The sequence below is a fragment of the Thalassotalea sp. PS06 genome (assembly GCF_007197775.1).
In the GTDB taxonomy this organism is placed as follows: domain Bacteria; phylum Pseudomonadota; class Gammaproteobacteria; order Enterobacterales; family Alteromonadaceae; genus Thalassotalea_A.
In genome coordinates this window covers 1,263,231-1,276,317 of record NZ_CP041638.1, presented here as the reverse complement: position 1 = coordinate 1,276,317, position 13,087 = coordinate 1,263,231, and the positions used below count along the sequence as shown (strand labels likewise).

Here is a 13,087-nt window from a genome sequence, read left to right as displayed (position 1 = left end):
AAATACTGTGGTTAGCTATCGACGTTGAAGCCACCTTTGACGCCACTGACGTTAAGGCCGCCAGAGCCAGACTCGGTAATTGTCAGGCCTCCAGCATCTTTTACGGTAATTGAGCCAGAGCCATCGTAAATGGTTACTTCACCAACTATGTCTTTGATAACCAGTTCACCTGATCCATCATCAACTTTAACATCGCCGCCAACATTGGCTACGGTTGTAGAACCAGAACCGTCATCAACGTAAACATTGCCACTTACCTGACTGATGCTTAGCGAACCAGAACCATCTTCAACATCTACCTTACCCTGAATACGGGCAATATCCATTGAGCCAGAACCGTCATTAACCTTAAGATCACCATTGAGATCGGTAATCGAAGTTTCACCGGAACCGTCATCAACCGTCAGCATCATGTCTTTCGGTAAGGTAACCTGAACATTGATGTGTGGAGAATTGCCATTCCAGAAACCATCGGTGCTGCCGTGCTCGGCAACTAATACCGCGGTATCTCCGTCCTGCTCCAAGGTAAAGGTAAAGTTTTTGTCGTCAGTGGTGTGAATTTCGGCATTTACAACGATTTCGGTTGCGCCTTCAAGGCCAACAACATTTAAGCTACCCGCACCAGCGCTGATATCTAAATGTGCAATACCTTCAGCTGGCATGGTCAATTCTTCATTTAATTCTACGTCAGCGGAAGCTGCGCCAACGTGAATGATGCAACCGGAAAGTAATAAAGTAGAGGTTAAAACTGCAGCAATGGTTTTATATTTCATGTCCCTGGACCCAATCTTTAATTTGTTAATACGTTAGGTGAATACCTTAACAGTTAATCTATTTACTAGTGTTGTTTAACTAAACGCAATTAATAAATAGATAGCCTTCGTCAGTTATCGACAAAAGTCGCTGTTGGCTTTACGTTTTCAAATTATTCAAATACCAGGCCAAAAAACTTAAATCATTGTATTTATTTGTTTTTTAATTTATTCCATGTCTCTAGGATACTGTAAGGCGAAAGTGTGTTAGTCAAATCGATAAAATTATTACAATTTCTACAACTTTATCGTCAATTCAACCACTCACTATTAAAACTTTTGACTCGCCTCACTAAAAATGACGGTTATTTGTTCGGATTGGAAAATCAATTGACTGGCGAGAATATCCGGAAATAAGCCAAGCAAAAGGATAATCGCCGTAAGCATGGTCATTACCGTAGCGTGAGAGATCGTGAAGTTACCAAGGTTTGTACCCGTCGCTTTATTGACTGGCTCTGTGGCTTTTTCTGGTTTGGCAACAATACAAAAGATGATGCTGAGATAATAATATAAGCCAATACCGCTACCGACGATAAGCGCTGCAATCGCCCCCCAAAGCTGATTTTCGATGGCGACCGTAAACAAATAAAACTTACCAATAAAGCCGGCTGTCAGAGGGATCCCAGCTAAAGATAACAGCGCCAGAATCAGACAACTTGCCTGCAATGGTCGCTGCCAAATCATTCCCTGCCAATCCTGCCACTCATCGTTGTCGTGCTCTCCATGAGCTTTTGAACGCCCGGACAGATAAATCATGATCACCAGTGTCGCGATGATATAGACAAGAATATAAAACACCCCGGATTTTAGTGCCCAGGCGACGGATTGCTGGCTTTGTATTGCCAAAACAATAATTAAATACCCCATATGAGCGATAGATGAATAGGCAAGTAATCGTTTGATATTTTTCTGGGTTAGCGCCAACAAATTGCCCACTAACATTGAAGCTATGGCGATACCAAGGAGCAAGAACTGTAACGTCTGGTTCTCGAATATGGCTGATACCAGCCAGAACTTGATTAAAATGGCGAACATCGCCGCTTTAGAAACGGTAGCAAGCATCAAGGTTACTGGCATGGGTGCGCCGTGATAGACATCGGGTGTCCAGGTATGAAAAGGTACGAGCGAAAGCTTAAAACAAAAACCAACCATGATTAGCACCAGGCCAGCCTGCCCCAGCAGCTGCAAATCCTGTTGCTGTGGTGTCTGATATGCCAGCGTCATGTCTGCCGTGGCGCCATACACAAACGCCATTCCCAGCAACATTATCGAGGACGCGGTGGCACTAAGAATCAAGTACTTGAATCCGGCCTCAAGGGTATGCTCGCGAAGGTGGAGGTAGCCAATCATTCCAACTAACGACAAGGACAGGAGTTCAAAGCCAAGAAAAATCGCGGCGAAATGGTTTGATAACACCAGGATATTGGCACCAAGTACCGCCAGCAATAACAACACATAGTATTCATCATGAAACTCAGCAGCGGAACGCAGGTAACCATAGCTGACCCAAACCGCCACTAGGCTACAGGATAAGATCAACACATTTAACGTTAATGAAAACACGTCAACGAATAGCAGTGGTGTAACGGCTAAATTGACATGGGCGATTGCTGGGTAATGGGCAAATAGAGCCAGCAATATCGCACTAACCGTAAAGAAAGCAATGCTGTGCTGCGAGCGCTTAAAGGCAATTAACAATAGCTGCATAACGATTGCCAAGGACAGTATTAGCTGCGGTGCTATGGCAATAAAATGTTCAATATTCATAGCCTGCCTCCAATGATTTGTGCATCAGCCGTCGCCGGATAAATCGCGTCAAAGTGCATCAGTAACGCTTGTGGAAATAAACCAAGATAAAGCAACAGACCGAACAATAAACTACACAACAACCATTCATGGGCACGGAGATCCTGGATATCGGCATTGGCGCCCGGTTTGCCCTGAAAACTTTGCTGGAACAGATACATGCCATATATCGCTGAACCAATCATCGCTGTTGCCGCGAATACTGTTGCGGTTGGATAATTAGCAAAGGTGCCGGTCAGGGTCATAAATTCGCCGATGAAATTTAACAACCCCGGCATTCCAAATGCACCGGCAACAAATGCTAATAACATACCGCCCATTCTCGGGGCTGAAGCAAACAGCCCGCCCATTTTACTGAGCTCCCGGGTGTGTAAGCGCTGATACAGCATACCTGCCATCGCGAATAATGCAGCACTGCTTAAACCATGGGCAACTAAGGTGACAATAGCGCCATGGTAAGCAATGGTTGAAAAAGAGAATAATGCCAGGGTGACAAAGCCCATATGACTGATAGATGAATAGGCCACCAGGCGTTTAAAATCGGTTTGCGCAAACGCCATTACCGCCCCATAGATTATCGACATCACCCCTAAAGTAATCGCGATCGGAGCGAAACTTATCGCCGCCTGTTCGAACAATGGCAAGACAAAACGCATCAAGCCATAGGCTCCGGTCTTTAATAAAACTCCGGCAAGTAAAACCGAACCGGCGGTGGGCGCCTGGGTATGGGCGTCAGGTAACCAGGTATGAAAAGGAAAAGACGGTAATTTAACGGCGAAAGCAACAAAGAAGCCTATCATCAACCAGTATTGCAATGGCATGGCAATATCAAGTTGTTGCCAGTCAAAATAATTAAAACTCATCTCGCCAAATTGCTGCTGATAGATAAACGCCATGATAATGATGGCAACCAGCATTAACAGGCTGGAGACCTGAGTGAAGATAAAGAACTTTATCGCGGCATAGCGGCGATTTTCATGTCCCCATATTGCAATCAGTGCTGTCATTGGCAACAACATGACTTCCCAGAAGAAAAAAAACAGGAATAAATCGGCGGCGGCGAACACACCGACAATACCGGCTAACGCGGCCAGCAAGTTGAAATAATAAAATGGTTGGTTTTCGGTAATTTCCCGAAAGGACACAAGGATGCACACTAGCGCCAGGATCAGAGTAAGAGCCACCAGAATAAAGCTCAGGCTATCGATGAATGTGGCGTATTCGATACCAAGGCTCGGGATCCAGGACACAGACAACAAAGGCATTGGCTGATGGAAAAGATCATGATTATTATTGGCAAAGCTTGCGAGCAATATGAAGCTAAATATCACCCCGGTTGTTGCCACATACGGTAATGCGCTTACCATGCGTTTGCCAATCAACAAACTTATCAGGGCACTGACCATCAGGATCACGATAATATGCGTAAAAATCATAACATGACTCCTAATAACAATATCCCTGTGCCTATGCCTAGCGTGGCCGCATACCAGCGTAACCGACCACTTTGCACCGCTTTAAAGGCGCTGCTCCAGGTAAAGGTATTCCAACTAATCAGTTTCACTATCTGATCAACAAGATCACTGCGATTGAGGTGTGCTATCCACACAAAAGGTTTGACGAAAAAGGCATTGTAGGTGTCATCAAAGCCAAGGCCACTGCGATTAAACTGATATAGGAATGACATGCCGGGACTGGGTTGTGGCGAATCTTTGTGAGGGAAATAGATAAAATAGGCCACCGCAATACCGATTAAAGGTATAGCGATTGCTGCGGTATGCAGCCAGCCAGGTGTATTGGCTTGCTCTCCTTCTGGCGCAATAAATACCTGTTCCAGCCCGGTTGGGATATATCCGCCGATAATGGCCAGCACGGCGAGCAAGGATAAGGGTAAAACGATAAGAAAGTGGCGCTGTGCATGTAACTGATGTTCACCGCGATAATCACCAAAAAAGGTAATAAACACCAGGCGGAAGCTGTAAACACTGGTAATAAGCGCGCCAATTACCGCCATCCACCAAAATACAGGTCCCGCGGTTGGCGATTGCCAGAGCTCGCCGATGATCGCTTCTTTTGAGACAAACCCCGAAGTCCCCGGAAATGCAATCAAGGCAGCAATACCAATCAGGAACAATACCGAAATCAGAGGCATGCGTTTGAGCAGGCCGCCCATTTTGAAAATATCCTGCTGGTGGTGCACGGCAAGAATAATGGCTCCTGCCCCTAAGAATAATAAGGCTTTGAAAAACGCATGGGTCATCAAATGAGTGATCGCGGCAACATTGGCACCGGCACCGAGACCGAGCATCATGTAACCTATCTGACTCATGGTTGAGTATGCCAGAACACGCTTGATATCTTCCTGTGCAAGCGCGGCAAATCCGGCGATTAATAAGGTAATACTGCCAACCCAGGCGACCAAGTTGAGAATTTCCGGAGCCAGTAAATAGACTCCCTGCATTCTGGCAATCAGATAAACACCGGCGGTAACCATGGTTGCGGCATGAATCAGCGCACTAACGGGTGTGGGTCCAGCCATGGCGTCCGGCAACCAGGTTTGTAGGGGCAATTGTGCAGATTTACCTACAGCACCACCTAATAGCAATAACGCAATCCACCATGCGGCATCTGCTGAAAGCGGTGATTGTTGTTGCTGCGCCAATATCTCCTGAATGTTGAGGGTATTGGTTTCCATAAACAGATAAAACAAGCCCAAGGCCAACAAGGTATCGCCGATTCGGGTTACGATGAAAGCTTTTCGGGCGGCAATGGCATTAGCTGGGTCTTTGTACCAAAAACCAATCAGCAAAAAGCTGCATAAACCAACGCCTTCCCAGCCGAGATACAGCAGTACCAGATTTTCAGCCAGTACCAGTAACAACATGGCGCAGATAAACAAGTTCATATACGCCATAAAACGGCTGTAATCTTGATCATCGCGCATATAAGCGGCGGCGAAACCATGAATCAAAAAGCCAACCCCGGTAACGACAGCGATCATTACGGCGGTTAGATGATCCACATAAAATGCAAACCTGACTTCATGCTCGCCGAGCATAAACCAAGTCCATAACACCCGGGTCAGGCCATTTTCAGCGGCATCACTGCCTTGACTAATTTGGTTTAACTCACCAATAACGGCAATACTCGCAGTAAAGCTAAGCCCTACCCCCACAAGCGCAATGATTGTCGCCAATGTCCAACTCAAACGTTTCGACAATACGATAAGTAGAATAAAGCTCAGTAGCGGAAAGAAAGGTAGCAGGCTTAAGGTATCCATGATCAGCCTCGCAACTGTGACAGACCATCAACGTCGACATTCTGACGTTGATGTTGCATCCGAATGAGTAGTGCCAAACCAATGGCGACTTCGGCAGCGGCCAGGGTCAGGATCAGGATAAACATGATCTGACCGTCAGCTTGTTGCCATAAAGAACCAGCACCAACAAACGCCAGACCAACGGCGTTTAGCATGACTTCCAGGCTCATTAACATAAACAGGGTATTACGTCTGGCGAGTACACCAATAAAGCCAACACAAAATAACAATGCGCTGATCAGAAAAACATGAGTAATGGGAATATCTATCATAGAGGCTCCCCTTCATTGGTAGTTCGGGCAAAGTGGTAGCCGGCAATTAGTCCCGCCAACAATAAGAACGATGCAATTTCCACCGCCAGCAAATAAGGCCCGTATAAAGCGATGCCTACCTGTTTGGCACTGACGATCCCAAGTTCAATATCTTTATCAGCCGAGCCAGTCAGCAAGATATAACCCAGCATTGCCGCAAGACTAACGGTAAGCAGTAATGGTCCTAACCAGGTAGCTGCCCAGGACTGCTGAAACAACACCGGTTGTTTATCGCCCTGTAAATCAAACATCATTACCGCAAATACGAATAGCACGAGAATCGCGCCTGCATAAACAATGACTTCAAGGCCCGCCGCAAATGGTGCACCGAGCAGGTAAAAACAAAGCGCCACGGCAAGCAAAGACACCACCAGATACAACAATGCGTGTATCGCGTTCTCGCCGGTGACTACTTTGATACTGGCAATAAATGCAATGGCTGCGGCCAGATAAAATATCCACTCGAGATTCATAGGCACCTTCCCGTTGTTATCATCATGGCATCAACCCCTTCACGTTTACCGGAGGTTTTTCTCCCTCAGCTTCACCTTTTTGCTTCGACTTAATGGCAATGCCACTGTGCTGATAAAAGCTGTAATCCGGATATTTCCCAGGACCATCTATCAGTAAATGCTCTTTTTCATACACCAGGTTCGGACGTTCATATTCAGCAAGTTCCACGTCTGGAGTTAACTGAATCGCGTAAGTAGGACAGGCTTCTTCACAAAAACCACAGAGAATGCAGCGAGAAAAATTAATACGGAAAAACTCTGGTCGTTTGCGGCCGTCTGGATCTGTGGTTTGTTGCAAGGCGATGCAATCTACCGGACAGGCTACTGCACATAAATTACAGGCAACACAACGCTCTTCTCCGGATGGGTCGCGTGTTAACACAATGCGGCCGCGGTATCTTGGCGCCAGGTAAGGTTTTTGCTCAGGGTATTCGACGGTATCAGCTTTATTAAATGTGTGCTTTAACACTAACCACATGGTTCGAAACTGACTAAACATTGGCACCTCCTAAAACGCCAGTGAGGCGCAAAACAGCGGTAACCAGCAGGTTAATTAACGACAGGGGCAGCATCACTTTCCAGCCAAAGGCTAGTAGCTGGTCGAATCTTGGACGTGGTAATGAGGTACGAAGGAGAATAAAAAACATAATGAAGAACAGCACCTTAAGGGTAAACCAGACAATCCCTGGAATGTCAGCGAACGCAGTGTCGGCGAGAAAACCCGGTGGCAGATAGCCGCCAAAAAATAGAATGACTGTCATCGACGAAATCAAGGTAACCCCCAGATACTCGCCAAGAAAAAACAGGGCAAATTTTAATCCGGAGTATTCGGTATGAAAGCCAGCGGTAAGTTCAGTTTCGGCTTCAGGCAAATCGAAAGGTAAGCGATGACTTTCGGCAATACCGGCAACCAGGAATACCAGGCAACCGAGCCACTGGCTGGTAATGAACCAGCTATGTTGTTGGGCTTCAACGATTTCGCGCAGGCTAAAGCTACCCGCTAATAACACCACACCCATCATCGACAAGCCCATGAATACTTCGTAACTTATGGTTTGCGCCGCCGCCCGCATCGCTCCTAACAGCGCATATTTGTTTTTGGAAGACCAGCCGGCAAGGACAACGCCGTAAACCGCCAGAGATGTCATGGCGAGAAAGAAAAGCAGACCAATATTGAGATCGCTAACGCCAATCGATTGCGAAAATGGCACCACTGCATAGCTCATTAACACCGTGATGGCACCAATAAACGGTGCTAGCAAAAAGGTAAAACGATCGGAAAAGTTTGGCGTGAACTCATCTTTACCGAGAATTTTCAACAAATCGGCAACCGACTGCAGCACGCCGCCCGGGCCTACTCGATTAGGTCCAAGGCGATCCTGCCAGATGCCAATCATGCGTCGCTCTACCCACACCAAAAAAGCAGCGATCAATATCAACGCCAAGATGATGATGATCATCTCAATGAACGGGAATAAAGGCTCGATAAATTTCATTATCTGCCCTCCCCGACAAATTGAATGGGGATGGATTGATCATTTTTCTGCAAACGCTGTAGATCCCGATTCTTCTGTTCAAGAATGTACTGTAGGTTCTCTTTAAGTTGTTGCTTATGGGATTCGATATCTGCTGCTGTAACGTTACTAACCCCTCGAATTTGCTGCAGCAGATTTTCCCGATTCATGCTTGGATGGTGAAGGTAAGCCAACCCTCTGGCGATATCTTCACAGGCTATTAATTGCACCACTAATGAGGTGTTATCTATCAGGTCGATACTGATGTATTCAGGATTATCTGCGGCTAGCTCGGAAACGTCGTTAACATGCACCACAAGACACGGAGGTGGCGACATCAATCGAAACTCGGCGACTTTATCGGTCAGTTCATCGTTAGCAAATAAGTGCTCTAACTTGCGAATAGTGATGCCGTTGATTTTGGTTTCAATGGTTTTTGAATTGGCGGAGGATGGCGTCGTTTCCGTTTCCAGAGCATAGGTAAAGTTACCGGCAACACTGAAAAGCGCCTGTCGTTCGGCGATTGGACCTGACACTCGAATTTGGTATTTACTGACGGATTGATTTGAGTTCCAGCCAGGTGCCCAGGAGAATGGCTTGGGTAAGGTATGTCCGCGATCATCGCTTTTGCCCGGGCCTTCCATGGAAAAACTATAGGGCGAATCGGTATCAATGGGGTTTTTCGGTTCATGCACCGTTTGGTTGGCAATCATCGCTGTCCGGCCTGAATAGCGCATCGGTTGACGGGCGGATTTAAATATCAGTTGTTCGGCTAGCAGCTGACTCATATCCGGGAAGCCAGGCTCTTGCTTGGCAAGAAATGCTCTTAGATGAGAAAGCTTATCTAGCTCGTTAAATATTCCATTACCAATAACATCATCAAGTAATCGACACCATTGCCAGCCCATATGCAGGGGTTGGACCTGAGGTTTGGCGGCATAAAAGGGTTGTGCCAATCCCATGTAATTTACGATTACGCCATCGCTTTCGGTAAAAGGTGTGGAAGGTAATACGATATCCGCCAGTTCAACAAGTTGATGATGACAATGATCGATGACCAATAGCTTTTCAGCGCGTGAAGCAAGGTCTTGTTTTTGCGCATTGGTAAGCATGGTTAGTGAGTTTTCCATGCAAATGAGCATAGTATTACCAAGGTCTCGCTCTACCAGCTGCTCCAGACTCAAAGTATGTTCATCAATAAGCCCGATAAGCCCCATGGCATTGGGCGCATCCGGCAATAAGGCAAACTGCCAGTTATCTGGGGCATTGGCGGCAATTTTTTCGATGGTCGCTAACAGCTCTGTTTGCCAATGACTGCAGCCGCCGATAATTAACGGCCGTTTGGCGTTTTGCAAGGATAATTTAATACTGTCGAGTAAGCTTTGCTCGTTCTCATCTAAGTCGGTGCGGTTACTATTGCTTGCAACAGCAGTGCTATTATCAGCATCCATTGATTGCAGAGCCGCTAACAAAGATTTAGCGATGGCAAGTATGTTTTTAGGTGACATTGGCGCCGCGAAAACCGCGCAATCATCAAGTTTGGAGCTTTTGCTTTGCAGCAAGTAAAGATCTGAGCGTAAATCCTGTGCCGCGGTTCTTACCGCATCATCCTGCCATCGAGGAATGCCCATTTGTTCAGCGCGCTTGAACGCCGCATTGCGACTAGCTTGCCTAACCGCCAGAGCGATTCGCGCCGACGTTTGCGTTAAATCTTCATCAAGGACGATAATACAATCACTTTGCTCAATATCTTTAATGCTTGCCTGGCGGTTATTCAGCATTAATGCCTGACATGATCGCAAGGAAGCAAGTTGCTGCTCGGTCAGTCCACTGCAGAAATTTTCGGCGCCAACCAGTTGTTTCAGGGCGGCATTACTTTCCAGGCTTGCTCGGGTCGAACCTATCCCTAGATAAGCAGATGACTTATGTTTGGCCATGGCGATAGAAAATTCATGGCGAGCAAACGCTCGGGCTAAATCGACACCGTCAAGGCGTTGTACTCTGTCTTCGCTATTTACATAGGCAAAGCCAAAGCGGCCTTTGTCACAGATAAAGTAGCCGTTGATATCATCAAAGTAGCGATTAATTACCCTACGCACACTGCCATAGCGCTCACCAACACTGATATTGCACCCTACTGAGCATCCATGGCATATGGAGGGCGACGATTGTAAATCCCATTTACGTGTGTAGTGGGAGGCAAATGGTTTGTCAGTGAATACGCCCGTGGGGCACACTTCCACTAAGTTACCCGCAAATTCACTTTCTAATACACCGTCTTGCTGACGACCAAAATACACCTGATTTTTAGAGCCACAGGCAGCAAAATCTTTGCCACCGGCGTAATCTTTATAAAAACGCTCACACCGATAACAGGTAATGCAGCGATTCATTTCATGATTAACCAAAGGTCCTAGATATTGATTGGTAAAGGTGCGTTTCTGGCCTTGGTAACGACGATGCGAATGCCCGGTCATGACAGTCATATCCTGTAAATGACAGGCGCCACCTTCACCACATACCGGACAATCGTGGGGATGATTGGTCATCATCGCGGAAATAACCTGCTCCCGAAACTCAACCGCTGGTTCGTGGTTGAGCCCCAGATACATGCCGTCAGCAACCGGTGTCATACAAGCCATAATGGTTTTGCCGCGCTGCTGCTCTTGATCAGCAAATAAAGTAACCGCACATTGCCGGCAGGCACCAATGGACCCCATAGATGGGTGCCAGCAAAAATATGGTAGATTGAGTTTTTGCGATAGTATTGCCGCCAGCAGATTCTCACCCTTGGGTAATTGCCAGGGTTTTCCATCAATATGAACCGTTACTAATTCCTCGGCTAATTCCTGAGCTAAAAGCTTGCTCGGCTCTTGCTTCGACTGCTTTTCAGGTTGAAATTTATCCATTGTCTAAATTCCCCCTAGTGGCGACCATGATATGGGCAACAGTGCTTGGAAATGTGTTGCTCAAAATCGTCATGAAAATATTTCAAAGCACTTTGTAATGGCTCAACGGCGCCGGGAGCCAAAGCACAATGGGTTTTGCCAAGCCACATGAAATCACATAGCTTGTGGAGATTATCGAGATCTTGTTGATTACCCTGACCATTTTCGATTCGGGTTAAGGTTTCCACTGCCCAAGCCGTGCCGTCACGACAAGGGGTACAAAATCCACAGGATTCCTGGGCAAAGAATTTTAAAAGATTGAGTACCATGCCCACCGGGCAATTCTGGTCATCGAGGACAATGATGCCGCCAGTACCAAGACGACTGCCAGCTTTGCTGACTTCGTCATAACCCATCACCAAATCCAGATGTTCGGCGGTTAAAAAATCCGTGGATGCACCGCCGGGTAAAAACCCTTTTAGATTCAGGCCATCCTGCATGCCTCCAGCATGTTCAAACAACAGCTCGCGAACGGTAATACCCATCGGCAGTTCCCATAAGCCGGGGCGTTTTACCCGACCACTGGCACCATAGATTTTGGTACCAGCATCCTGGTTTTTGGATATGTCTTTGAACCAGGCGGCACCCTGGTTAATGATGTGCGGAAGGTTGGATAAGGTTTCGACGTTGTTGACTATGGTTGGCTTGCCAAATAAGCCGCTCACCTGAGGAAATGGTGGCTTTGCCCTGGGGTTTGCGCGCTGCCCTTCTAAAGCATTGATAAGGGCCGTTTCTTCACCACAAATATAACGACCGGCACTGGTATGCAGATATAAATCAAGATTAAAGCCCGACTTTAAAATATCCTTGCCAAGATATCCCTGCTGATAAGCTTCATCGATAGCACTCTGCAAACGCTGAGCGGCAAGATGATATTCTCCTCGCAGAAAGATGAAAGCCTTATTAGCGCCGATGGCGTAACTGCCGATAATCATCGATTCCACCAGTTGATGGGGAACGCCTTCGAGAAGCCACCTATCTTTGAATGTACCGGGCTCCATTTCATCGGCATTACAAATCAGGTATTTGTCTTCACCAAAGCGCGGATGCCCCTCATCAAATTCAGGCACAAAACTCCATTTCATCGCCGTTGGAAAACCCGCCCCACCGCGACCTTTCAAACCCGATTCCTTAACCACTTCCTGAACCTGTTTGGCGGACATTTTCGTCAAAGCAGTCTTCACGCTTTGATAACCACCAACGTCAACATAGCCAGCCAAATTCAATGGCTGCTGCAAATTAATATGCTGGGTTAATGGTTTTTCAAAAGTCATGTAAGCCTCGGTTTATTCGTTGCTGTTCGGCGAGTCCTGACTGCTTTGCTCTCTAAGTTCTTGTAAAATGCCAACAGCGGTGGCTGGTGTTAAATGTTCAAAGTGATCCTCTCCTACCATCATTGCCGGGGCTTTATCACAGCTTCCAAGGCAGGCATTGGTAAGTAAGGTAAACATGCCATCTTCAGTGGTTTGTCCATATTCAATACCTAGATGCGCTTTAATGGCACTGCTAACTTGTTGATAACCGGTAAGATAACAGCTAATCGAATCGCAAATGTGGATGACATAACGACCTACGGGCTGGCGATAAATCAGATTGTAGAAAGTCGCAATACCCTCTAACTGGCTCGCCGGCATTTGCAGAATATCAGCAATGGCATACAGGCTATCATCGGATATCCAGCCGCGATTTTTCTGCACCAATTTTAACGCTTCAATGCCTGCGGCATGGCGTGCCCCCATAATCGCAACTTCATGCTCGATGGCGTTTATTTCATCGGATGTCAGATAGCTTCGATAATCGAGCTGTTGAATTTCAATATTGCCCTCGCCAATGCGAGGTAGTTGCGTAGCTAGTGACACTGAGAT

Annotated in this window: 11 protein-coding genes; all 11 read right to left on the bottom strand. The window is 46.7% G+C overall.

All coding sequences use genetic code 11. The annotated features are described in order from the left end of the window. Nucleotides 1–11: 11 nt before the first annotated feature. The 11 genes from FNC98_RS05575 to nuoE all read right to left on the bottom strand — a co-directional run bounded on the left by FNC98_RS05575 (nt 12) and on the right by nuoE (nt 13,039). A complete protein-coding gene (locus FNC98_RS05575; protein WP_143580325.1) occupies nt 12–773 on the bottom strand; it encodes a DUF4097 domain-containing protein in 762 nt (253 codons plus the stop codon). Between the two features lie 309 nt (nt 774–1,082). Further along, nucleotides 1,083–2,579 carry an NADH-quinone oxidoreductase subunit N gene (locus FNC98_RS05570; RefSeq protein ID WP_143580324.1) on the bottom strand — a complete coding sequence of 499 codons (1,497 nt, stop codon included), beginning with the start codon at nt 2,577–2,579 and terminating at the stop codon, nt 1,083–1,085. Further along, nucleotides 2,576–4,054, bottom strand: a complete 1,479-nt coding sequence (locus FNC98_RS05565) for a NuoM family protein (RefSeq protein ID WP_143580323.1) — start codon at nt 4,052–4,054, stop codon at nt 2,576–2,578. Before FNC98_RS05565 ends, FNC98_RS05570 begins: the two co-directional genes overlap by 4 nt. Beyond that, a complete protein-coding gene (nuoL, locus tag FNC98_RS05560; protein WP_260680490.1) occupies nt 4,051–5,898 on the bottom strand; it encodes an NADH-quinone oxidoreductase subunit L in 1,848 nt (615 codons plus the stop codon). Before nuoL ends, FNC98_RS05565 begins: the two co-directional genes overlap by 4 nt. Before the next feature lie 2 nt (nt 5,899–5,900). Then, nucleotides 5,901–6,209 carry an NADH-quinone oxidoreductase subunit NuoK gene (gene nuoK, locus FNC98_RS05555; protein ID WP_143580321.1) on the bottom strand — a complete coding sequence of 103 codons (309 nt, stop codon included), beginning with the start codon at nt 6,207–6,209 and terminating at the stop codon, nt 5,901–5,903. After that, nucleotides 6,206–6,721, bottom strand: coding sequence for an NADH-quinone oxidoreductase subunit J (nuoJ, locus tag FNC98_RS05550; RefSeq protein WP_143580320.1), 516 nt, complete (start codon nt 6,719–6,721; stop codon nt 6,206–6,208). Before nuoJ ends, nuoK begins: the two co-directional genes overlap by 4 nt. Nucleotides 6,722–6,743: 22 nt before the next feature. Continuing rightward, nucleotides 6,744–7,259: an NADH-quinone oxidoreductase subunit NuoI gene (gene nuoI / locus FNC98_RS05545; RefSeq protein ID WP_143580319.1), complete on the bottom strand. Its 516-nt coding sequence runs from the start codon at nt 7,257–7,259 to the stop codon at nt 6,744–6,746. Continuing rightward, nucleotides 7,252–8,256, bottom strand: coding sequence for an NADH-quinone oxidoreductase subunit NuoH (nuoH, locus tag FNC98_RS05540; protein ID WP_143580318.1), 1,005 nt, complete (start codon nt 8,254–8,256; stop codon nt 7,252–7,254). Before nuoH ends, nuoI begins: the two co-directional genes overlap by 8 nt. Continuing rightward, nucleotides 8,256–11,183: an NADH-quinone oxidoreductase subunit NuoG gene (nuoG, locus tag FNC98_RS05535; protein WP_143580317.1), complete on the bottom strand. Its 2,928-nt coding sequence runs from the start codon at nt 11,181–11,183 to the stop codon at nt 8,256–8,258. The genes nuoH and nuoG overlap by 1 nt, the downstream gene beginning before the upstream one ends. 14 nt (nt 11,184–11,197) lie before the next feature. Further along, nucleotides 11,198–12,496 (bottom strand): NADH-quinone oxidoreductase subunit NuoF, encoded by a 1,299-nt coding sequence (nuoF, locus tag FNC98_RS05530; RefSeq protein WP_143580316.1) that lies wholly within the window; start codon nt 12,494–12,496, stop codon nt 11,198–11,200. Between the two features lie 12 nt (nt 12,497–12,508). Then, on the bottom strand, nt 12,509–13,039 hold the full coding sequence (nuoE, locus tag FNC98_RS05525; RefSeq protein ID WP_144035470.1) for an NADH-quinone oxidoreductase subunit NuoE: 531 nt from the start codon (nt 13,037–13,039) through the stop codon (nt 12,509–12,511). Nucleotides 13,040–13,087: the final 48 nt, after the last annotated feature.

Coding starts and splice junctions, on each gene's coding strand:
- FNC98_RS05575 (WP_143580325.1), bottom strand. CDS start 773: ATGAAATATAAAACCATTGCTGCAGTTTTAACCTCTACTTTATTACTT.
- FNC98_RS05570 (WP_143580324.1), bottom strand. CDS start 2,579: ATGAATATTGAACATTTTATTGCCATAGCACCGCAGCTAATACTGTCC.
- FNC98_RS05565 (WP_143580323.1), bottom strand. CDS start 4,054: ATGATTTTTACGCATATTATCGTGATCCTGATGGTCAGTGCCCTGATA.
- nuoL (WP_260680490.1), bottom strand. CDS start 5,898: ATGGATACCTTAAGCCTGCTACCTTTCTTTCCGCTACTGAGCTTTATT.
- nuoK (WP_143580321.1), bottom strand. CDS start 6,209: ATGATAGATATTCCCATTACTCATGTTTTTCTGATCAGCGCATTGTTA.
- nuoJ (WP_143580320.1), bottom strand. CDS start 6,721: ATGAATCTCGAGTGGATATTTTATCTGGCCGCAGCCATTGCATTTATT.
- nuoI (WP_143580319.1), bottom strand. CDS start 7,259: ATGTTTAGTCAGTTTCGAACCATGTGGTTAGTGTTAAAGCACACATTT.
- nuoH (WP_143580318.1), bottom strand. CDS start 8,256: ATGAAATTTATCGAGCCTTTATTCCCGTTCATTGAGATGATCATCATC.
- nuoG (WP_143580317.1), bottom strand. CDS start 11,183: ATGGATAAATTTCAACCTGAAAAGCAGTCGAAGCAAGAGCCGAGCAAG.
- nuoF (WP_143580316.1), bottom strand. CDS start 12,496: ATGACTTTTGAAAAACCATTAACCCAGCATATTAATTTGCAGCAGCCA.